Source organism: Pedobacter cryoconitis, from assembly GCF_001590605.1.
GTDB lineage: Bacteria > Bacteroidota > Bacteroidia > Sphingobacteriales > Sphingobacteriaceae > Pedobacter > Pedobacter cryoconitis_A.
The window spans coordinates 3,547,766-3,568,195 of record NZ_CP014504.1; the positions used below are offsets into that span (position 1 = coordinate 3,547,766).

The following is a 20,430-nucleotide window of genomic DNA, read 5'->3' on the forward strand; positions in this document are numbered from 1 at the left end:
CTGAGGTAGAAAAAAAACGAGCGAAGCGGCACACACGCTCTCCTATATTATTTGTGGCCGCTTGCTCGTTATGACATAGTTAAACCGGGCTTTTTGGCATTAATGCAAATAGCCGATTAAAAGGATAAAAAGATGAAAGTTTACGTAAATGAAAAGAAAATTCGGGCCATAGCCAATGTTGATAGCTAAAGGGCCTAAAAGAATGAATGATAATGTTTCTTTCCATTGCTCGTCATATTTAAACGAGTCTTTTTTGGCTATATAGAGCACTATCGCTAGGGTTCTAAAACCACCTCGCCAGGCTTTCGACGGCCTTGAGAATGATTACAATAGAACCCGTAGCATATAGTGTGACCGAAAGTACACAAAATATCGCTACAGGTATAATCTATTGTCTCTTCTCTTGCACTTTGTCGAAATTTGGCGAGTGAGACTCTTTATTATAATACCTGTTATATCAATCTGACTTAATCAATTGATATTCAATATTCAAATATAAATAATTAATTTATATAAATGCAACTATTTGCGGGTTTTTAAATCATTTAGATAAAGAGATTGGCTTCATGAAACATTTTGATGCTAACCTTACAAGAGAAAATATATTTAAATGTATTAGTTATAGCGGCCTAACGGACGAAAACTTTGCAAATATTATAGGAATATCATTAAGAAAATTTCAATATATTAAAGCTAAAAAGTTTGAGTTCACTATTAAGGATATAGAAAAAGCTTGTACATTTTTTAAAATCCCATTTGACAAAATTACAACTACTTCAATTGTTCTACTCAATAACTATAGAGAGTCACTTTTAGATTACCACATAGATAAACTTGAGTTTAAAAAAATACTTCAGGATAAGCCTTCGATTTCATTTGCTATTGAATTTATTTTAATCCATGACTCATCCTTTTTGGATATAAAATTAGAAATCAAGAATATTAAAGCCATACTTGATAAATATGGATACTCTTATACTAGTAGCTCTTTAACCAACGAATTGAAAAAATCGAAGTTCATTAATTTTGAACCCCATCCCCTTAAAAAAGGAACTTTTATCTATAGTAAAAAGTAAATAGTTTCAAACTGATCTTGAAATTTGAAATACTTAAAATAATAGTATGATACATTTTTATTTCCAGGCACCCAACGTATCCGATTGGCTTACATTTATTGTAAGCGTTCTCACGTTTATTGTAAGTGCTGGCACCCTTTATCTTGGTTACCGGGCCTTAAATTCCTGGCGTAACGAAAGGCGATACAATGTTGCCGTCAATGCCCTTGCTATTGCCAATAGGGGCAGATATTATGTGGAGGCTTTGCGTAGTCCAGCACAATTTGAAGGTGAACTTGATGATAAGGTACAGGAAATTTATAGGGGAAAAAATGTTCCGGAAGAAGTCTTACTTATAGAATCAAGGCGAAAAAACTTTGCCGACCTGCTGAAAGAAATATATTTAAACAATGAAATCGCTTTAATTGAGCTTGGTGAAAACCATATTATACATAAATACTTGCAAAAAGTAATAGAAATTGATAATGATGTTTTAAAGGCAGCAGATAGTTACGCAAGGCTTAAAATTATGATTAGTCACGAAGAAATTGAGAGTGATGAAGTAAAGAAAAAGCTTATAAAGCTGCGCAGACGTATGTTTCAATTTACAGACGATCAGCATCACAAAGAATTATCAACCCTTCATGAAAAGCTCATTATTTATAGAACAACGATTAGTTCTAAACTATTCTAAAGCGAGCAGATATAAAAGTAATTATTTGTAGAATATAACTTTAAAAGTTACGTTGTATTGGTTATAACACAAAAAGTTGTTAATTTTGTTTATATTGATAAATATATCAGTTATTAAATGTTACAGTTATGCAAGCATTAAATCCAGTTCACCCCAAAAAGAAGCTTGTACCAAAAGGTGCCCGTTTAAAATGGACGCCATTGGTTAAGGTAGAGTCTGTAAGCCTACAGGGCAAAATAATTGTTGGCAAGGTGGTTAAAGGAAATGTAGGTGTAATAAAAATAGAAGGAAATAACATTAAACACAAATTTTTGATTCCTTGACATTCGATAAATATCCAGGCTACGAGCTTAAATTTATACAAAAAAGAAATTGCAAAGATGGGTCAGCCCATCTTTTTTCATTAATATACAAATTCCGTTCTCCTGTAACCAAACTGGATTACGTACTTACGGCCGATTATCATGAGGAAGATGTATTTGCAGTTAAGTTTTATGCTAAAATGCACCGCAAAAGTGAGTTTAAATATTCTTTAATTGTAAACAGAGGCGATTTGGGCAATATCCTGATGACCTGCTTAAAGGTAATACCATTAATATTGCAAGAATACCCCAATGCATCATTTGGTTTTATTGGCTCACGCTCTTACGATCGGAAATCCAAAACATTGGAGAACTATCAAAATACACAACGATATAATGTATACACTTATCTTGTTAACAAAACCATTGGTCATAAAACCTTCCAACACTATCAGTATGATGAACTGAGCGGGTACTTACTTGTAAACCGAAAAAATTTATGGAACATTCAGGTAAAGGAAAGAGCGATTGCCAAAATGTTTGCTCTTACCTACAACAACCTGCCTGATGTGGTATAACCTTTATCAGGTTTTACTAACCTCTCACTGAATTAAAATAGTTAACCCGGCATTGGAAAAAACTTCTGATGTCGGGTGCAGAATCAGCTAACATTTCTCTTTATGACTTTGATTTACCTAATGACATAGACAGATTAAAGAGAATATCAAAAGTCGTTAATAGCAAGAAAGATCCTAGATTTAAAAAATTAATAAGGTCGATGATAAAAGCCGGTGCACCTGAATATTCTAAACTTGCCCTTTGGGTCAGCTATCTTAAGGAAAAAAATTACCAGGTTAATATAAAAGAACTTAAAGAACTCTATTATCATTAATATTAGATTTATTAGATAGTATAACGCTACTGCAAATCAGTAGCGTTAGTCAATTAGACAAGGCTAAACCTTCATATTTCGCAGCACATAAAAAAGTGTTTAAACGAGCTAAAGAACTATTGTGGATTTTTTTTTAATTTCATTTCTTTGATTTTTGCTCTGGCCGCTTCGTTTGCTCTTTCTAAAAAAATGTTGCTCCGCTTTAGAATTATACCCAATTCATCAGACGAAACATCAATGTTGCCAGTATAACGAACTTTAGTAAAGCCTTCCGCAAGTGTTGTGAACAGTTCTAAATCTTCGGCGTTTGTTCTTGGAAATATTTCCTCTGGAAAACTTAAGAAGCTACAGCAAAGATCCATTAAATGACCAAGACTATTTCTATTTGGTTTATAATCAATAAAAACTTGTAGTAGGCCAAGACATAGCTGTTCTAACCCTTGATTGAACATGGACAATTGGGCTGGTAGAGATTCACCACTAGACAGGTCATTTGCAGATTCAATAAAGCTTTCGGCATTGTTGTATCTGTTGTACCAATCCACCAAAAAACAGTCGAGTTCGTTTTGGGAATATTGCTCTATGTATTGTATTTCTCCAAGGAGTTCGGTAAGATCATCACCATTGGAGAAAAGAATCAATCCATTTTTTAAAGCGCCAAGAAGAAAACGCTGATGCATTTCCAATCCTTTTTGGACTTGTTTTTTTGTAAGGACAATAAAGGAAAACTTGTCAGTGTTGCGTTCGGAGTTATTCATTCCCTGGAGATTGTATAACTCTTGTTGTAAATCATTTTCTGTAATAATCAACAAGTCATATCTTTTTCTTATTCTGCATGTTTGCTCTGCAACTATGAGAAGCTCATTCCTATCGATAGTGCATATCTTTTCTCCAAAACAAATAATGAATTGCACACCAGGAATGTTTTTGATTTTGTCAATGGTAGATTCATCATTTAATTCAGTTCCATCTATTTCAGGGGGTAAACCTTCGGGTTCGGTTGTTTGTCGTATTTCTAAAGTGGGGATTTGACCAGAAAGGATAATTTCCTTTTCTACAGATAAGAGTGTACGCTCAAAGATTTGCAATGTTGCTTCAGTAATTAAGTCTGCTTTGTGCTTAATTTTCATTAACTTTTCTTTATTAATGGCAAATCCAGGTTCGTATCTGACCTCTAAATAGGCCGAGTCCAACTGATCTAGTAAACGGCTTTCTGTTTCATTATTAACATCGAAGACATTTGATAATTCCTGGTGAAATATTGAAACATATTTTTGATGTAATCGTATAGAGTGGGTGACCTTATCTTTTCCCATAGTGGCAATTTCAATGGCCCTATAGGACAATTCTATTTGCTGATGCAGCATAAAAGCGGCCAACGCAGTATATCCATTTTCTATACAAGCTGCGGCGGTTTCTTTAAATTCGTTTACTTTTTTGATTTCGTGCTTAAATGATTTTTTGGCATCCATTATCATCTTTTCTACGTCTAAGTCATCGGAGAACAATATGTTATTGCAAGCTGGTCGGTTATAAAATTGACGTTTTGGACCACAAGCATCGTAAAAGAATAAATTTCCTCTCTTGATGGCTTCCTTTACATGTAGTAGATGATTAACCAGATAATTGTATTCAGGGTAATCCAGCATTATTGCATCTACCAAGGGCATTATTTCGCTAATGTGCTTGGTATACATATTAGAGACAACCACAGTAATTAAATTTCGGTCACCTGCTATTGTATCATTGATCTTTACGTAAATCTGCTCAATCATGGCAATATTGATCAACTTGCTGGTTATGGCAATTAAATCGCCATTTTCTTTTATGGTTTTATAGTTTTCATCCATAACTTAAATGATAGCTTAGGTGTTATTTTGAATTTATTCTAAGTTTTGTTTTTCTGGCCTTAACATCGATAATGGCATCTTTTTCGCTCATTTCAGTTATAATTTTCTTGCGCCAATCATCATAATGAAATACTAAAAATTGGTATCTTTTTTCACGGCTCGGTTCTCCTTTTAACTGTTCTATTAGTTCTTTTAGCTTCTTTATGTACTCTTTATGCACATTTTGAGCCGGTAAAAGTCTTTTATTAAAAAGATGATTATGTGCAACCACAAACTCAGTCGCCATCATCTTAGTATCTTTGGAGGTACTATTATTTTCTGGATTGCCTTCGAGATTAAATCCTGCAAAAAACAATGAACTATTGAAATAAGGGAGCGAAACGCTATCGATGAATGCTTGAAGAAGTTCCTCAGGTTTCAAATACAATATATCACAGGCAATTTCGAACTCGGAGTCGATGTATATATTAATGTTCATATTCTACAATTGTGTAATTTGGTTCATTTCCTTTTAAATCTTTTCTTATGGACAAACACTTATCTCTCCATTTACTAATTTCCTGTCTTAACAGTTGCTCGCATTCTGGCTGTTCTATTTCCATTTGAGCAATTAAGCATAGCCTTTCATGGAAATTTTCATCATTGATTGCGTCAATTAGATCTTGTGTTTCCTCCGTATCGCAGGTTCCAGTATTTTTAAGAAAGAAACCTGTGCGCATTCCCTCGGGGTCCTCAGGATGTACACTCATTTGCCAGGGCAAGGAAATACCATTTAAATAATATTGTATAACTCCTGCTGGTTCGCAACTCATCAGCATGCACATAAGTTGAAAATCTTTAGGAAGCCGAATTTTTATAGTTGTTTTCATTTTTCGCCCTTTGGATATATACTGGCATGCCAGTCTAAGATTATCTTTTTATAAGAGTTTGAATTTGCACCAATACCATTAGCGATTAATTTCACGACTTTCTTCACTGGCTCAACATGCAATTTAGCTTTATCAGCTACCCGCATACCGTCAGTATTTAAAATGGTATTATGGTATTTTTTAAAGATTTGGGTAGCCTGAGAGTTGGGAGACTCATTATGACTAGTAATAAAGTTATAGAGGGTGACATGCTTTATAAAAGCATCTATTGTATGCGCTAACTCAATGTTGAATAGTTCGCTGACCGTTCGAAAATCTTCCGGCAGATTGAGTTCTATGGTAGTTTTCATAGAGTAAAATTTTAGTTTTTTTGATAATGGTTAGTTACCATCAAAATTCAGTAGCTATTTGTGAATTATAAAATCTTTAGGTAACTAAAGAAATCCAAGAAAATGTATGCTTATAATGTTGTAAATCACATATTTCACCATCTTTTGGATGAAAAAATCAGTTGATACATAAAATATTCCCTTTACATGCATTTTTTATACAGGAATATTCTGCCGATTTTGTATTTAAATTGAAGATTTAAACCCTAAATTTGTTTTATGCCCACGATAAAAAAGGAAATTAAAGTACATCATGGACGCAACATCAAGCGTTTCAGAGACATATTAGATATTAAGCAGGAAACAATTGCTCATGAGCTTGGTGACAACTGGAACCAGGGTATGGTGTCCAGATTGGAAAAAAAGGAGACAATTGATAGACCAACAATTGAAAGAATAGCAGCTATTATGAAAATAGAGCCTGATGCAATTGAACGATTCACTGAGGATAATGTCATTCACAACATCAATTCTTTTTATGACAACAGTACTTTTAATTTTCAATGCACCTTTAATCCGGTTGATAAGTTTTTAATTGCATTGGAAGATAATAAGTCACTTTATGAGCGACTTGTGTCAAGTGAACAGGAAAAAGTGAAGATTATGGAAAAATCAAACGTTATGATTCAGGAGCTTATTAAAAACTTAAGTAAATAATTTCCCCAAAAAAATAGGGAAATATAACCTTCAGTAAAATTTACCACGTATAAAATCGTGGTTTAGATATTATATCTCTATGTTTGTTAAGAGAGCGTTAATTTGACGGGGGATTGTATTTTTATATGACCTCCGTCTATTTCCATACTTTTATAGTTAGTAAATTTTTGCCAAACAAAAATATCACAGAGCACTTATTTGTGTTTGCTTTTTTTGGCTTGCTCAAACGCTTCATCGATCATCTGGGCAATAGAGGCTTTAATACGCTCCATACCTTCATTTGAATTAAGATCAATTTCGCAAAACTGTTCTTGTTTGCTTTTTCTATATAGCATAAGTAAGTATATTCCTGCTACAAGTAAAGCCGTTCTGGCACGAATGTCAATATCTGTGTTTTGAAAATCGCTGTCTGTTAATTTAAGAAAAATACTGCCGATCCTCTCTCTTTTTGCATTTATATCTGAGAGCAATGGATTATCCTCACTGAGATGCCACATTAAAATATTTTGCTGCTCTTTATTTATTGAAAAATTCTCTAATTGTCCCAACAATAACGTTTTCATAAGTTCATTCGCATCACCGTTGGTATATTGTTTAACCAATTTTTCTGCTTGATCTTCATAAGCCAGGTAATAATCTTTTCCCTTAATGTAGGTTTCGATAAGTTTATCCACTGTTCCAAAACAATCGTATAGTGTCTTCCTATCGACATTGGCTTTTTCAACAATTTTAGCGATCCTAAGTCCTGTATAACCCTTTTCCTTAATAATTTCGCCTACAGCGGTTAATAATTTGAGTTTTGTACGTTCTTTGTCCCTAATTGGTCCTGCATATTTCCTACTTGGTTTGTCCATTTTTCGACTAATTCCCCTATTAAATTTGCGAATTTTACATGAAATATCCAATTGAATTAATGCAGTTTAAAAAAGAACAGGGAAGTTGATGCTGAACTACTTCTTTTTAAACACGTGAGTAGGTATTAAATTACTCAGTAAATGTGGTATAGCCCGTGTTTTGTATCTTTACTTGATATAAAGTATATTTGATTAATAAGTTGTTTCACTGGCAATTAATTAACGTTTTATTATTTATGAAGATATCTCAATCTATGGGTAGGTTAATTGACAGGTGGCCCGGTAAAATCTCTGGTCTCACATTGCTATGTATGTTTTTCATTAGTAATGTACAAGCACAACTTCCAATAAAGATAGTTGATGGAAAGTTAATTAGGGATGATGGAACTTTTGGAAAATTCCAAACCCAAAAGTATACACCTTTGGTCGACAGTTTAAATAAAAGCTTAAAGTTAAATCCAAAAGACACTACAAGTCTTTTTATACGTTCAACCCTTTACTTGTTTTCCAATGATGTGCAGTCAAAACCGAATCAGCGTGAAAAAGGTACTTTGGAAAATCTTATTCTAGCAAAGGACATGGTTGAAAATGCCGTTTCCTATGGTATGCAGGATATTCGTTTAAAAATTTTGCGAGCTCAGATCTACAGAGAGCTGGTATATAGGTTTACTGGTGACGAATCCTGGATGTTTGACAGTAAACAAACCGCAGTTCGCAGAAAGCAATTTAATAGGTATAAGGAGTTAGTAAATAAATACTATCAAGAGCTGGCTCTTTCTGATTCTAGTCGCGCTTACGATTATAATAAGTTGAAAGTAACATACGTATATCCTTTGTAGATTAGGTTTTTTAAATAAGAAGCCCCAATCTATTTATAAATAAATTAGGGCTTTCAAAATTAAATTGATTTATAGGTATTTGTAAAACTGGGTATGAAAGGCAACAATTAAGCCTATAATAGCCAATATTTACGGCTATTTTTTTCCAATTCGATAAAGGAATAGCATCCAAACACCGAACGCAACCAAGAACGCTGGTAAGGGGTTTTCCATGGTTGTACCAGCCAAAAAAGCTCCGGTTCCAATTATGCAGGTCAGGAAGAACAAAATTAGGTTTTTCATGATGTTCAAATTTAAGATGTTAAATTAATTAAATGCCCGTGCATGGTTTATCAAAAAACCACACAGATGTTTTGTTATGCCGCTTCTTTTAGTAATCTTTCTTTCTTCTTTTTCGCGGCTTGCTTCATATCCAACCGCCTTAATAAGGTTACTACCTTAATTTGTACATCGTCTACGATATTCCAATCTTTTTCGATATAGATATCGGTTGTACTATGCTCGCTGTCTACATGGTTTAATGCCTGAGCTACATCGTCTCTGCTCATCCTACAGGAATTACGGGCTATAGTAGCAAAACTATGTCTTGCCCAATAGAGCGTAAGTTTTTCTATTTCCGTTATCTTTCTTAGCTGTTTCATTCCCATTCCCAGTGCTTTATTGAGGCCATTAGAGTCCACATATCGGGTAGAAAGCTTTTCTATATATTTTTCCAACAATGGTCTGGCTTCATCAATAATTTTGATACTGATAAAGGCATCATCCTTTCTCTGATCCTCGGTTTTTGATCGGTTATAATCTATTCTTCCGTTTCTAATATTTCTTTTTGTTATATGATAAAAATCTACTGCATTCATCCCGCATAGATAAAACGAAAGCATGTAGAGTTCCTTTGCCATTTCTGCCCGGCTTCCTGGCTTTGTTTCACAATCACGGATAGTTCTTATTTGATCCAAAGTATTGTTTCTCTTTTTTGTTAGGGGAGTAGAACCAATTTTATACTTTTTAAAGGGATAATGCTTTATACGATAGATACCGAGGTCTTCATTATTGTACATATTTCGAGCAGCATTAAAAAGAGTTCGTAAATCACGCATATGGTTATAAAGACCACTATCTGACAAACCTTTGCTTGTTGTTTCTTTGGTGATATTCTTCTGCCCACTTTGACGAATCATTGTTCGTTCACTTCTCAAATAACGCTCATAGGAAACAAGCATGTTTGAATTGATTTCCGTTATGGATACCGCTTCTCTTTTAAAATAGTCAATTAAGCTATTACGTATTACGCGATGATTGTGAGCAGTACCCTTTTTTCCTTCCTTGTCGCTTTGAGCAATATGTTCCGAACAAAATTTGATAAAATCTACATCAGCATCTTTTTCGCGTAAATATTCGCTTAAAGATTCTACATTGAAGTAGTTGAGCTTTTCACCCAGTTCACTAATAATTCTTCGATAGCCTTTGAGTTGGTCATCGACTAGATCACTTACAAAACTGTCCTTGATTTTTAGTTTTGCTGTTAACTGTTTCTTGACTACATAGTGAACAGTATCGAAATACTTTCTTTGGCTTTTGTGATGGACGCAGATTTTCACATTGTAGGTTCCATCTGTTTTTTTGTGGTGTTCAAACACCTTGGCGCTAACGGTTGCCATAATTCTTTTAGGTTAGCACGCAGAACCGTAACTATTTCGTAACGATTTTACGTGGAGTTAAACAAAAAATTATGTAAAACCTGCTTTCAAGGCGATTCCTGAAGGCATAGTTGCTGGCAGTAACCAGCACTAAAAAAAATAAAAAAACCGTCCTCAAATTTCTTTGTAGAACGGTTTTATAGTGGGCCCAGCTGGGCTCGAACCAGCGACCAAGAGATTATGAGTCTCCTACTCTAACCAACTGAGCTATAGGCCCATACGCATTTTTTAGCTACCTGCGTGAGGCAAATCTAAACAAAATTTTTAAGACCTTAACATCTTTTTTTTCCTCAGAAAATTTTCGAAAATTTTCTAAACTTTTTTCAAAACGTCAAGCTTAAAAAGCTCATTTTCAATTCATTAGCCCGTAGATTATGAGTCTTCTACTCTAACCAGCTGAGCTAATGGCCCGCGTAAAATCTTATTAGATTTTGCGAGTGCAATGTTACATATTTGTATCGAATTTTAAAAATAGTTTGATGAAAAAAATTAAAAATATAATCTTCGATTACGGAAATGTCATCTTTGAAATAGACTTCAGAATCACACAAGAATCTCTTAAACAACTAGGTATACCAAATATAGAAACTTTTTTCGGGCACTCAGGACATCATAATTTATTTAACGAATTAGAGACCGGAGCCATCACTCCTGCTCAATTTAGAGACGGAATCAGAGAAATTGCACAAAATTCTGAACTAACCGACCAGCAAATTGATGCTGCATGGAACAGTTTATTGATCGGTGTACTCCCTGAAACGCACAACGTGCTGCTCGAAGCAAAGAAAAACTACCGGACTTTTCTTTTGAGTAACACCAACCAGATCCATTACGACTATATTATGGATTATCTTCAAAAAGAACATAACGTGCCTAACAATGATCACCTGTTTGAGAAAACCTATTACTCTCAGCTGATGAAATTCCGTAAGCCACATGTAGAAATATTCGAACAAGTCATCAAAGAAAACAATCTTAATCCAGCAGAGACGTTATTTATAGATGATACCCCAGGTCATTTGGAAGGTGCGAAAAAAGCAGGATTACAAACCTTACTCATGACAGAAAAACCAGAAAACCTGGGCACATTCTTAAAAAGTAATGGTATATTAATATAGATGAACAATACGCAGCAAATGCCCGATCATAAATACAAAACATTAAAAGAATTCTACCCGTTTTACCTGCAGGAACATCAAAATACCACAAACAGGATATTACACTTTACAGGAACAGCACTTATTGGCCTCTGCTTTATTACAGCCATGCTTTTCCACAACTTCATTTTCTTCGCACTGATTCCAGTTGTCGGGTATGGATTCGCCTGGACAGGACACTTCTTTTTTGAGAAGAATAAACCCGCCACCTTTAAATATCCATTGTTTAGCCTGGCAAGTGATTTTTTATTATTCGGTGACTTGATGATGGGCAGGCAGCCCTTCAAAGTTAAATAGCTGATATTGATAATACTTATAAATCTTAATAGACAAAATCTATAGCAGTATAGAAATTAGGTGTTGGGATACCGTAAAAATACGAGCTACTTTTAGCCAGGAAAAATGAAATAACCATGGAAGAAACGAACAAACCAACGCGCAAATTAACTACCGCATCCGGCAGACCTTATGCTGAACATGAAAATAGTCAGTCTGTAGGCAGAAGAGGCCCTTTATTATTACAAGACTTTGTCTTACATGAAAAAATGGCCCACTTTAACCGGGAACGTATCCCTGAAAGAGTGGTACATGCCAAAGGAACAGGCGCATATGGTACATTGACGATTACCCATGATATATCAAAATATACAAAGGCAAAGATTTTCAATCAAATTGGCAATACCTGTAAAATGTTTTTACGCTTCTCTACTGTAGGTGGCGAAAAAGGAAGTGCTGACTCTGAAAGAGATCCGCGTGGCTTTGCGCTTAAATTTTATACAGAAGACGGTAACTGGGATTTAGTAGGCAACAATACGCCTGTTTTCTTTATCAAAGACCCTAAAAAATTCAGTGACTTCATTCATACACAGAAACGCGAGCCAAGAACTAACTTGAAAAGCCCGACGATGATGTGGGATTTCTGGTCATTGAACCCTGAAAGTCTTCACCAGGTAATGATCCTGATGTCTGACAGAGGTACACCATTCTCTTATCGCCATATGGATGGATTTGGTAGCCATACTTATTCGATGATCAATGCTGACAACGAACGTGTATGGGTTAAATTCCACTTTAAAACTCAACAAGGGATCAAAAACTTTACGGGGCCCGAAGCAGATGCGATGCGTACACAGGATATGGATCACTCGCAACGTGATTTAGTAGAAGCAATCGACAACAAACAATTCCCAAAATGGACGATGAAAATCCAGGTGATGACAGAAGAAGAGGCAAAAACCTTTAGATGGAATCCATTCGATCTTTCTAAAATATGGCCACATGGTGAATTTCCACTAATTGAGGTCGGTGAAATTGAATTGAATCAAATTCCAAGAAACTATTTCGCACATGTGGAACAGGCGGCTTTCGCTCCTTCCAATTTGGTTGATGGAATTGGTTTCTCTCCTGACAAGATGTTACAGGGCCGTATATTATCATATGCAGATGCCCACCGTCACCGTTTAGGTGTAAATTATGAGCAGATCCCTGTAAATGCCTGCCCTTTCATGGTCAATAATTATCACCGTGACGGACAAATGCGTGTAGATGACAACGGAAATGAGGAACCTAACTACTATCCAAATAGCTTTGGTGATGTCATTCCTGATGAAAGTTATAAAGAACCAGCCTGGGAATTAGAATCTAATGTGGCTGACTGGTTTGACAGAAATGAAGGTCCAGGCGATAATGACCATTATACACAGCCAGGCGATTTATACCGCAAAGTAATGAGTGATGCAGATCGCAAAAATTTAATCAGTAATATTGTTGGTGCGATGAGCGGCATTAGCGGCCCTAGAAAGGATCAAATCATTAACCTGCAGCTTTGCCATTGGTTCAGAGCTGATATAGGCTTAGGGATGGCTATTGCAAGCGGATTAGGCATTGACGCTAGTCAAGCTATGCAGCAACAAAAACACCAGGCTTAATTTCAGCCAGACCAAACCTTTAAACAGCAAAAACCGCCTTATAAATCAATATAAGGCGGTTTTTCATTTATAATTTCAGGAAACTAACCGTTTCTTCTTTGCTTTTCTCTTGCAATCAGATCAAGTTCTCTGCTGGTTTGTCCGGCAACCGAAGTATTCTCTTGTGCACGTCTGAATAAATACGGCATAACAGCTTTAACAGGGCCGTAAGGCACATATTTAGCCACGTTATACCCTGAATCAGATAAATTAAAACTCAGGTTATCACTCATCCCTAATAACTGAGCGAAATAAACATGAGGGTGACTATGACTAATTTGATGCGCATCAAGCAACTCTGCCAATACCCTGCAACTTGCTTCATTGTGCGTACCACAAACTACACCGATCTGTTCAACATGGTCTGCGCAATAAGTAATAGCCGCATTATAATCTCTGTCTGTAGTTTCTTTATCTGGCTGGATCGGAGAAGAATAACCTCTTTCGGCCGCTCTTTTACGCTCTTTTTCCATATAAGCACCACGAACAATTTTAGCTCCTAAAATAAAGCCTGCCTCTTTAGCGACCAGGTGGTCAGCTTTTAAATGTGCAAGTTTATCATGACGGTACAATTGATAAGTATTGTAAACAATCAGCTTCTCTTTATTGAATAAGATCATCATATCTAAAGCCAGCGCATCGATCGTATCCTGAATCCAGGTTTCTTCCGCATCAATCATTACAGGTACATTTTTTTCAAATGCTGTTCTGCAGATCCGTTCACAACGATGTTTTACTTTTTCAAATTCAGCTTTTTCTTCAGCAGAAAGCGCAGCCTTAGCATCCAGTTTCTCCAATAAGCCGAAACGTCCGATACCTGTTACCTTAAAAACAGTAATTGGTACGCGTTTATCTCCCGCAGCCCGGTCTATCGTTCTGATAATCTCTGCACAGGTAAAATCAAATACATGCTCCTCTTCTTCTCCTTCTACAGAATAATCTAAGATCGTACCTACTTTCCCATCAGCCAGCAAAGCGATTGTACGCTCACACTCTGCGATAGTCTCCCCACCGCAAAACTGTTTGAAGATAGTAGATTTGATAATCCCCTGAATCGGTAATCCGATGTTTAAAAATAAATTCGTCACAGGCGGGCCCACCTGAGTCAAAAAATTGCTACTCATTATTTTGAATAACCAGTAAGCACTGTTTAGTTCTGATTTTGATTTATTACGAAAAGCTATCTCCGTATTGTCAAAATTTAGTTTTTTCCCTGGGGATACTTGCATTTGGATTGATGTATTAGTCAAACGGACGCAAAAATATAAATTCCGGGACTATCATTTGCAAAACCCTTTATAAATAATTGTAAATTTGCAGTACAATGATAGAATTTAAATTAGAAGGCGAATTTATTCCCCTTATTTCTTTGCTAAAAGCGACCGGACTTGTTCAAAGTGGCGGCGAAGCGCAAACAGTAGTAGAAGATGGCCTGGTGAAGTATAACGGCAATGTAGATTACCGCAAGCGTTTAAAAGTACGTATCGGTGATGTTGTTGATTTTATGGGCAACCAAATTAAAATAGTATAATGAATAAACTGGAAAGTGCTGGTCACAACATATATTTTGATACCAGGTTAGCACCATTGGCAGAAATCATTGAAAACGGAAAGTACAGCAATGTATTTGTTTTCGCAGACCGCAATACAGCTGAACTTTGTTTGCCTGTGTTCAGAGAGATGCTGGATGATTTTAGTGGATTTGATCTGATCGAAACTGATCCGGGAGAAGAGAACAAAAACATTGATTTTTGTATCGGTATCTGGAAAACTTTACTTGATTTTGGCGCAGACCGCAAATGCCTGGTTATTAACCTTGGTGGTGGTGTGATTACGGATATGGGTGGCTTTGTAGCCTCTACGTATAAACGTGGGGTAGATTTCATCAATATCCCTACCACGCTGCTTTCGCAGGTTGACGCTTCTGTGGGCGGGAAAACTGGTATTGACATCGATAATGTAAAGAACATGGTCGGTACTTTCAGTTTACCACAAGCCGTATTTATTGAAGCAGAATTCTTGAAAACAGTACCCCAAAGGGAAATGCTTTCAGGATTTGCGGAAATGATTAAACACGGATTAATTGCAGATCAGGAATACTATTATCAATTAAAAGCAGCTGACTATAAAAATATAACAACTGCAGCTATACACCGTTCGGTAGAGATTAAAAATGAGGTCGTAACCGCTGATCCGCAGGAAAAGGGCTTACGCAAGATCTTAAACTTTGGTCATACCATTGGTCATGCTGTGGAAAGTTATTCGTTAAGCAAAGATAAAAAGCCACTTACCCATGGAGAAGCAATTGCTATCGGCATGATCTGTGAAGCCTATCTTTCTCATAAAAACAGTACGCTGACTGCAGAAGAACTGGAAGAAATCCGTCAGTATATCTCCAAAGTTTATCCTGCTTATAAAATTAAAGAAAAATCGTTCGCCCAACTTTCTGTATTCATGCAGAGTGATAAGAAAAATGAACATGGTAATGTACTGTTTTCATTATTGCAAAGCATTGGAAAATGTACTTACAACTGTAGAGTTTCAGAAAGCGACATCGTCGAAAGTTTGGAATATTACAATTTAACTTATGCTAAATGATCCTAGAAATATAACGCTTTCCCTGTTGTTCGGCTTACTGATTGTCATTTCTATAGTGGAAATGTACATCAGTTACATGCACGACAGGAAGTTATATGCCAAAAGAGATACGTTGACAAACGTATACCTGATGGGCCTGGCTTTTTTAATCAATATATCGACTAAAACTGCCACGTTCTTTTTATTAAATTACTGTTATCAGTTCCGCCTGTTCGAAATCAAAAATATTTTTGTTTACTGGATAGTGCTGGTACTTGCACAAGACCTGTTGTATTGGGTATTACATACCTCAGGTCATTATATCAGATTTTTCTGGGCGATGCATGTGACACATCACTCGTCTGCCCTATTTAACCTGACTACAGGGTTCCGGTCCACCGTTTTTGAACCATTGTACCGGGTGTTCTTTTATTTGCCACTTGCATTTATGGGTTTCTCAGCAATAGATATCCTTTTTGCCTACCTGGTTACGCAGTTGTATGGAAATGCAGTCCATACACAGGCAGTCGGAAAATTACATCCGATTTTAGAATACTTCCTGGTTACGCCGTCTCACCACCGTGTACATCATGCCAGTAATATCCGCTATCTGGATAAAAACATGGGCATGGTCTTGATTATCTGGGACAGGATGTTCGGAACCTTCCAGGAAGAACTTCCTGAAGATAAAGTTGTCTATGGTTTGACACACCAGCCAGAGGATACGGGCCCGGTTAATATCGTTTTTCATGAGTTTAAAGCTATGACAGCAGATGTGAAACACGCCCCGGGATTTAAAAATAAACTCAGGTATATGTTTTATCCTCCGGGATGGAGCCATGACGGAAGTACACAAGTCGCGAAAGTGATGCAACAAGAATTAAAAGAGGCTGAAGAACGCGAAAAGCTGATTAAAGCTTAAGACTAGCTAACGCTGGTCATAAAAAATAAGGCCGCTGTAAATCAAATTACAGCGGCCTTATTTTTTATTAATTGTCCAATATTTATACAGTTTGACCAGGCAATCCTGTATATTTTTCCAGAGGCTATCAACAGATATTTATGGATTAAAAAAAAGTTCGCATTAATAATTATTATATAACGCCTTAATCAACACTTAATCGATATTTACAACATTATTTTTCAGAATTACGCAACAAAACGACTTATCTAACTGATAAATAGATCATTATTGGCTTTATATTTGTAGATTAGAGTTCAGGAGTAAAAAACATTCTCTGAATTATTTAACAATTAATCTTAAAATTATGGCTTTCAAAGCACAATTAACATCCATACCAGCAGATTGACTGGTCTTGTTTTCCGGTTCTTACCAAACAATTAATTGGTCAGCATCAATAGCATTTGCTAGGGATGAAGTTAGCGTATTCAGCCAGCAACCCCATTAATACTTGCAGGCTATTAACAACCAAAAAACATGGATGATCAAACAAAGAAAAATCGCGTTATCAAATACCCATGCATAAAAATGCTTGCGGTTATTTTAATTGCAGGCCAGAGCCTGGCCTGTAAACAGCCTAAATCTGAAAATATAAAAGACAGTCAACTGACGACAGTTGTTAAACTGCCGGTCAATGATCAGGTAATTATCTACATAGATAGTATTGCCAGTAAATTTGACAATCAAAAATTCAATGCTGAACAGCTAAAGCTACTTACTGATAGTTTTTCAAGCTATTTTCCAGTAGGAATTTATAAAGATGATCATTCAGTACCAGACAGTAGCATAGCTGCCGATATCAATATAAGTTCTGCTGTTGATCAGTATGATTTCGTCAATCTTTCTATACCAGAAAATATAGGCACAAAACTTTCCTTTAAACAACTGACTGCACATTTTGGCCCGGTAACACCAAGAGATACGATGTTCCCTGCTCCAAAAATGCCTTTTCCGCTTATTATTGAACTAAAAAACCATTTCCCTAATCAAAAAAGCCATGTATTTCTGAATATACAGGCTTCTGATAGCCCGGAATCAATCACTAATCAAATATCATCCATTAAAATAGTCAGATCTAAATAACCGGAGGAATATTTATGGCTTCTTACTCCATTACAAAAATAAATGAATATGATGCGCATGGCGGCCCTTCCAGCGAAAAACCTGGTGGAGATGGCCATGCAAAAACTGCTACCCGCGAAGGCCGTTATGTGATCAATAGTATTGGTAAACACGTAAGTTATGGCAAGTATGCGTATTGGTCAGGTGTAGCATGGGGTACAGAAATGCGTTTGGACGGGGACATTACCATGGTCAAAAATGGAGGTGCCTGGGTTAGATTAACAGACGTTAATGCACAATGGGGCAAATACAAAACCCAGCAAAAACAGGTGACCGAATACATCAGGCAGCAATACACAGCAATTTCTAACAGTAAAGCCTTTCCAAACCGCTGGATTTTTAATGATTTTGGCCATACCTCGGTTAAATATTTCAAAGACAACAATCACAATTGGAAACTGGACGGCAAAGAACAGGTCCTTGGCGATTTTATTCATACTACCCCACCCGATGAATACCTGACCAGTATCAATAAGGGCTCACAAATAAAACTGTCAGAATCTCATGGCTGTATCCATGTCAAACCACTTGATATTGATACGATGATTGGCAATGGTTATCTGAAAAAAGGAAACACCATTGAAGTGCATAGTTATACAGAACGAATGATCCCGGTTAGTTTAACAAGGAGCATTGCAAGACCACCTTTTGAAGTGCATTTTTATCCTGGCTTATTCAAAATCGCGATTTACCGGGTGAGTATAAAGAAATAAAATATCTATAAAGCATTTACAAAACGACTACCATGGAGAATAAAGTAAAAGTAGAAATCAATATTGAAGGTACACCTATACCGACCTTTTCGAGTTTCAATTTATATCAGAAGTTCAATGAGCATCACACGTTCGAACTTCGCTTTAATCAGGATCAGATTGAATTGCCAGGATCAGTTTCGCTGAACCGTTCCAAAGATTTTATAGGTAAAAATATAGCGATAGAGTTTGGCACTATACCAGGTAAAGGAAATCGTTTTTCGGGGATTATTACCAAAGTTGAAATTGCGCAGTCCCATGGTTTAATGGGCGATATCGTTCTTTCAGGATTTAGTCCGACTATCTTAATTGACCGTGGCCCTGATCTGGGATCTTACCTGAATAAAGACCTTAAATCAATCATTGACCAGGCGACAAAAGAAGTCCCTGTCAATGACCTGAATATGAAGGTAAAGCCGAGCCGCACCTCACCTATTGATTATTTAATTCAATACCGGGAAAGTGATTTTGAATTCATCAACAGGCTTGCTGCTCAATATCATGAGTGGTTTTTCTATGATGGGACAACACTGGTTTTTGGAAAGCCAGACGATTTAAAACAAGTAAAGTTGATTTATGGGCGGGATATCAGTAATATTCAATACGGGATACAAATTGCCCCGCTGAAGTATAAAAAGTTCTCTTATAACCCAAAACAAGACGAATTACTAGCTGCCAGTGGCGAAGGTCAGCGTTCCGGATCGCCGGATATGGCCCATGCAATTGCTGCGTCCAATAATGTTTATAGCAAAGCTTTTAATCAGCCACTGGTTACCCGCGTTGATAGTAAAATGGAGATTGACACTTTTGTGAAAAATGAACAGGATTCGCTGATCGCTGGTCTTTTGCATATCAATGGCACGGGTGATAATCCACAGGTAAGCTTAGGCTGCGTAGCTGACATTAGCATGAGCACCAGAAAGTTAAATGATTTTGCAGTAGAAGATTTTGGAAAATTCCTGGTTACTTCTGTTTACCACCATGTAGATGGCGTAGGTCATTATCAGAATTCTTTTGAAGCCATTTCTGCAGATACCGACCGTGTTCCTGTAAAGGATTCGACGAAACCACAACCTGACATACAATTGGCCAATGTGGTAGAAAACAATGATCCTGCTGGCAATGGTAGAATCAAGGTTAAATTTAAATGGGAATGTGGTTGTAATGATGTCACTGAGTGGCTCAGGGTATTAACGCCAGATGCTGGAAGCTCCGAAAAGGTCAGCAAAAACAGAGGTTTTGTTTTTATCCCTGAAATTGGTGACCAGGTAGTGATCGCTTTTGAGGAAGGAAATATTGCGCGTCCGATTGTAATGGGCAGTGTATTCCATGGTAAAAGTGGTAGCGGAGGCAGTGGAAGTAATAATACCAAAAGCCTGACTTCTAAAAGCGGGCATACGATTACCCTCGATGATGGAGGTGGCATGCTGATGAAAGACAAAACGGGATTAAACCATGTTTTGATTGATGGTAATAATGCAATTACAGTTACTTCTGACAATACGGTCAAACTGCAAACAGGGAACGTAATGATCATTATGGATAAGGCAGCTGATAAGATTATTATACAAGCTAAGAATATAGAAATACGTGCAGCAGATGATTTCAAGCTTACTGGTGATGGTGCTCCTGTGAAGAACGGAAGTATGGAGTTCGAGACTAAGTTATCAATCTCATCAAAAAATGAATTATCGATGAGCGGAGAAAGCAAAATCAATGTAAATGGTGAAAATGTAAGCATAGTTGGCAGCAATACAGTTATTGATGGTTCACCAGTAAAAATCAACTCTTAACTT

Annotated in this window: 23 protein-coding genes and 1 tRNA gene; 16 read left to right on the plus strand and 8 right to left on the minus strand. The window is 36.5% G+C overall.

Annotated elements, in window-relative coordinates; translation table 11 throughout:
• Nucleotides 1-566: 566 nt before the first annotated feature.
• The 5 genes from AY601_RS14500 to AY601_RS14520 all read left to right on the plus strand — a co-directional run bounded on the left by AY601_RS14500 (nucleotide 567) and on the right by AY601_RS14520 (nucleotide 2,943).
• Nucleotides 567-1,076: a hypothetical protein gene (locus AY601_RS14500; RefSeq protein ID WP_068402325.1), complete on the plus strand. Its 510-nt coding sequence runs from the start codon at nucleotides 567-569 to the stop codon at nucleotides 1,074-1,076.
• A 46-nt stretch (nucleotides 1,077-1,122) separates the two neighbouring features.
• Entirely contained in the window at nucleotides 1,123-1,749 is a 627-nt protein-coding gene (locus tag AY601_RS14505) for a hypothetical protein (protein WP_068402327.1), read from the plus strand.
• A 128-nt stretch (nucleotides 1,750-1,877) separates the two neighbouring features.
• A complete protein-coding gene (locus AY601_RS14510) occupies nucleotides 1,878-2,072 on the plus strand; it encodes a hypothetical protein (RefSeq protein ID WP_068402329.1) in 195 nt (64 codons plus the stop codon).
• Complete coding sequence (locus tag AY601_RS14515; RefSeq protein WP_068402331.1) at nucleotides 2,069-2,629, plus strand: hypothetical protein; 561 nt, start codon at nucleotides 2,069-2,071, stop codon at nucleotides 2,627-2,629. The genes AY601_RS14510 and AY601_RS14515 overlap by 4 nt, the downstream gene beginning before the upstream one ends.
• Nucleotides 2,630-2,697: 68 nt before the next feature.
• Nucleotides 2,698-2,943 carry a hypothetical protein gene (locus AY601_RS14520; protein WP_068402333.1) on the plus strand — a complete coding sequence of 82 codons (246 nt, stop codon included), beginning with the start codon at nucleotides 2,698-2,700 and terminating at the stop codon, nucleotides 2,941-2,943.
• A gap of 116 nt (nucleotides 2,944-3,059) precedes the next feature.
• Here AY601_RS14520 and AY601_RS14525 read toward each other — a convergent pair whose 3' ends face one another.
• From AY601_RS14525 to AY601_RS14540, 4 genes are read right to left on the minus strand one after another with little or no spacing between them, the layout of a single operon-like run.
• Nucleotides 3,060-4,793: a HEPN domain-containing protein gene (locus AY601_RS14525; RefSeq protein ID WP_068402335.1), complete on the minus strand. Its 1,734-nt coding sequence runs from the start codon at nucleotides 4,791-4,793 to the stop codon at nucleotides 3,060-3,062.
• Between the two features lie 22 nt (nucleotides 4,794-4,815).
• Nucleotides 4,816-5,214, minus strand: coding sequence for a hypothetical protein (locus AY601_RS14530; protein WP_198163534.1), 399 nt, complete (start codon nucleotides 5,212-5,214; stop codon nucleotides 4,816-4,818).
• A 46-nt stretch (nucleotides 5,215-5,260) separates the two neighbouring features.
• Nucleotides 5,261-5,662, minus strand: a complete 402-nt coding sequence (locus AY601_RS14535) for a hypothetical protein (protein ID WP_068402339.1) — start codon at nucleotides 5,660-5,662, stop codon at nucleotides 5,261-5,263.
• Nucleotides 5,659-6,012: a hypothetical protein gene (locus AY601_RS14540; protein ID WP_068402341.1), complete on the minus strand. Its 354-nt coding sequence runs from the start codon at nucleotides 6,010-6,012 to the stop codon at nucleotides 5,659-5,661. The genes AY601_RS14535 and AY601_RS14540 overlap by 4 nt, the downstream gene beginning before the upstream one ends.
• Before the next feature lie 258 nt (nucleotides 6,013-6,270).
• Here AY601_RS14540 and AY601_RS14545 point away from each other — a divergent pair, with 258 nt between their 5' ends.
• Nucleotides 6,271-6,708: a helix-turn-helix domain-containing protein gene (locus AY601_RS14545; RefSeq protein WP_068402344.1), complete on the plus strand. Its 438-nt coding sequence runs from the start codon at nucleotides 6,271-6,273 to the stop codon at nucleotides 6,706-6,708.
• Between the two features lie 194 nt (nucleotides 6,709-6,902).
• On the opposite strand, the gene AY601_RS14550 is transcribed toward AY601_RS14545, so the two are convergent.
• The gene (locus AY601_RS14550) at nucleotides 6,903-7,562 is read right to left on the minus strand and encodes a TetR/AcrR family transcriptional regulator (RefSeq protein WP_068402346.1); all 660 of its coding nucleotides are present in this window, start codon (nucleotides 7,560-7,562) and stop codon (nucleotides 6,903-6,905) included.
• A gap of 311 nt (nucleotides 7,563-7,873) precedes the next feature.
• Between AY601_RS14550 and AY601_RS14555 the strand changes: the two genes are divergently transcribed.
• Entirely contained in the window at nucleotides 7,874-8,401 is a 528-nt protein-coding gene (locus tag AY601_RS14555; RefSeq protein ID WP_157287939.1) for a hypothetical protein, read from the plus strand.
• 356 nt (nucleotides 8,402-8,757) lie between these two features.
• On the opposite strand, the gene AY601_RS14560 is transcribed toward AY601_RS14555, so the two are convergent.
• Nucleotides 8,758-10,059: a site-specific integrase gene (locus AY601_RS14560; protein ID WP_068402350.1), complete on the minus strand. Its 1,302-nt coding sequence runs from the start codon at nucleotides 10,057-10,059 to the stop codon at nucleotides 8,758-8,760.
• Nucleotides 10,060-10,241: 182 nt separating this feature from the next.
• Nucleotides 10,242-10,315 (minus strand) — tRNA-Ile (locus tag AY601_RS14565).
• Between the two features lie 262 nt (nucleotides 10,316-10,577).
• Between AY601_RS14565 and AY601_RS14570 the strand changes: the two genes are divergently transcribed.
• The 3 genes from AY601_RS14570 (at nucleotide 10,578) to AY601_RS14580 (ending at nucleotide 13,183) form a co-directional block, all read left to right on the plus strand.
• Nucleotides 10,578-11,216 carry an HAD family hydrolase gene (locus tag AY601_RS14570; protein ID WP_198163535.1) on the plus strand — a complete coding sequence of 213 codons (639 nt, stop codon included), beginning with the start codon at nucleotides 10,578-10,580 and terminating at the stop codon, nucleotides 11,214-11,216.
• Complete coding sequence (locus AY601_RS14575; RefSeq protein ID WP_232324605.1) at nucleotides 11,217-11,552, plus strand: DUF962 domain-containing protein; 336 nt, start codon at nucleotides 11,217-11,219, stop codon at nucleotides 11,550-11,552.
• Between the two features lie 116 nt (nucleotides 11,553-11,668).
• Nucleotides 11,669-13,183, plus strand: a complete 1,515-nt coding sequence (locus AY601_RS14580; RefSeq protein WP_068402354.1) for a catalase — start codon at nucleotides 11,669-11,671, stop codon at nucleotides 13,181-13,183.
• Between the two features lie 83 nt (nucleotides 13,184-13,266).
• Here AY601_RS14580 and AY601_RS14585 read toward each other — a convergent pair whose 3' ends face one another.
• Nucleotides 13,267-14,451: a proline dehydrogenase family protein gene (locus tag AY601_RS14585; protein WP_198163536.1), complete on the minus strand. Its 1,185-nt coding sequence runs from the start codon at nucleotides 14,449-14,451 to the stop codon at nucleotides 13,267-13,269.
• Nucleotides 14,452-14,546: 95 nt separating this feature from the next.
• Between AY601_RS14585 and AY601_RS14590 the strand changes: the two genes are divergently transcribed.
• The 6 genes from AY601_RS14590 (at nucleotide 14,547) to AY601_RS14615 (ending at nucleotide 20,427) form a co-directional block, all read left to right on the plus strand.
• A complete protein-coding gene (locus AY601_RS14590) occupies nucleotides 14,547-14,753 on the plus strand; it encodes an RNA-binding S4 domain-containing protein (protein WP_068402357.1) in 207 nt (68 codons plus the stop codon).
• Nucleotides 14,753-15,820, plus strand: a complete 1,068-nt coding sequence (gene aroB, locus AY601_RS14595; protein WP_068402359.1) for a 3-dehydroquinate synthase — start codon at nucleotides 14,753-14,755, stop codon at nucleotides 15,818-15,820. The genes AY601_RS14590 and aroB overlap by 1 nt, the downstream gene beginning before the upstream one ends.
• The gene (locus AY601_RS14600; RefSeq protein ID WP_068402361.1) at nucleotides 15,810-16,721 is read left to right on the plus strand and encodes a sterol desaturase family protein; all 912 of its coding nucleotides are present in this window, start codon (nucleotides 15,810-15,812) and stop codon (nucleotides 16,719-16,721) included. The genes aroB and AY601_RS14600 overlap by 11 nt, the downstream gene beginning before the upstream one ends.
• Before the next feature lie 516 nt (nucleotides 16,722-17,237).
• Complete coding sequence (locus tag AY601_RS14605) at nucleotides 17,238-17,843, plus strand: hypothetical protein (RefSeq protein WP_068402363.1); 606 nt, start codon at nucleotides 17,238-17,240, stop codon at nucleotides 17,841-17,843.
• Nucleotides 17,844-17,857: 14 nt separating this feature from the next.
• Nucleotides 17,858-18,595, plus strand: coding sequence for a hypothetical protein (locus tag AY601_RS14610; RefSeq protein ID WP_068402365.1), 738 nt, complete (start codon nucleotides 17,858-17,860; stop codon nucleotides 18,593-18,595).
• Nucleotides 18,596-18,627: 32 nt separating this feature from the next.
• A complete protein-coding gene (locus AY601_RS14615) occupies nucleotides 18,628-20,427 on the plus strand; it encodes a type VI secretion system Vgr family protein (RefSeq protein ID WP_068402367.1) in 1,800 nt (599 codons plus the stop codon).
• The last annotated feature ends 3 nt before the right edge of the window (nucleotides 20,428-20,430 follow it).

Bases quoted from the DNA above. Each gene is read 5' to 3' on its own strand.
- AY601_RS14510 (WP_068402329.1), top strand. From the start codon at position 1,878: ATGCAAGCATTAAATCCAGTTCACCCCAAAAAGAAGCTTGTACCAAAA.
- AY601_RS14570 (WP_198163535.1), top strand. From the start codon at position 10,578: ATGAAAAAAATTAAAAATATAATCTTCGATTACGGAAATGTCATCTTT.
- AY601_RS14525 (WP_068402335.1), bottom strand. From the start codon at position 4,793: ATGGATGAAAACTATAAAACCATAAAAGAAAATGGCGATTTAATTGCC.
- AY601_RS14610 (WP_068402365.1), top strand. From the start codon at position 17,858: ATGGCTTCTTACTCCATTACAAAAATAAATGAATATGATGCGCATGGC.
- AY601_RS14560 (WP_068402350.1), bottom strand. From the start codon at position 10,059: ATGGCAACCGTTAGCGCCAAGGTGTTTGAACACCACAAAAAAACAGAT.
- AY601_RS14600 (WP_068402361.1), top strand. From the start codon at position 15,810: ATGCTAAATGATCCTAGAAATATAACGCTTTCCCTGTTGTTCGGCTTA.
- AY601_RS14575 (WP_232324605.1), top strand. From the start codon at position 11,217: ATGAACAATACGCAGCAAATGCCCGATCATAAATACAAAACATTAAAA.
- AY601_RS14540 (WP_068402341.1), bottom strand. From the start codon at position 6,012: ATGAAAACTACCATAGAACTCAATCTGCCGGAAGATTTTCGAACGGTC.
- AY601_RS14535 (WP_068402339.1), bottom strand. From the start codon at position 5,662: ATGAAAACAACTATAAAAATTCGGCTTCCTAAAGATTTTCAACTTATG.
- AY601_RS14545 (WP_068402344.1), top strand. From the start codon at position 6,271: ATGCCCACGATAAAAAAGGAAATTAAAGTACATCATGGACGCAACATC.
- AY601_RS14555 (WP_157287939.1), top strand. From the start codon at position 7,874: ATGTTTTTCATTAGTAATGTACAAGCACAACTTCCAATAAAGATAGTT.
- AY601_RS14605 (WP_068402363.1), top strand. From the start codon at position 17,238: ATGGATGATCAAACAAAGAAAAATCGCGTTATCAAATACCCATGCATA.
- AY601_RS14500 (WP_068402325.1), top strand. From the start codon at position 567: ATGAAACATTTTGATGCTAACCTTACAAGAGAAAATATATTTAAATGT.
- AY601_RS14580 (WP_068402354.1), top strand. From the start codon at position 11,669: ATGGAAGAAACGAACAAACCAACGCGCAAATTAACTACCGCATCCGGC.
- AY601_RS14585 (WP_198163536.1), bottom strand. From the start codon at position 14,451: ATGCAAGTATCCCCAGGGAAAAAACTAAATTTTGACAATACGGAGATA.
- AY601_RS14550 (WP_068402346.1), bottom strand. From the start codon at position 7,562: ATGGACAAACCAAGTAGGAAATATGCAGGACCAATTAGGGACAAAGAA.
- AY601_RS14615 (WP_068402367.1), top strand. From the start codon at position 18,628: ATGGAGAATAAAGTAAAAGTAGAAATCAATATTGAAGGTACACCTATA.
- AY601_RS14520 (WP_068402333.1), top strand. From the start codon at position 2,698: ATGTCGGGTGCAGAATCAGCTAACATTTCTCTTTATGACTTTGATTTA.
- AY601_RS14590 (WP_068402357.1), top strand. From the start codon at position 14,547: ATGATAGAATTTAAATTAGAAGGCGAATTTATTCCCCTTATTTCTTTG.
- aroB (WP_068402359.1), top strand. From the start codon at position 14,753: ATGAATAAACTGGAAAGTGCTGGTCACAACATATATTTTGATACCAGG.
- AY601_RS14505 (WP_068402327.1), top strand. From the start codon at position 1,123: ATGATACATTTTTATTTCCAGGCACCCAACGTATCCGATTGGCTTACA.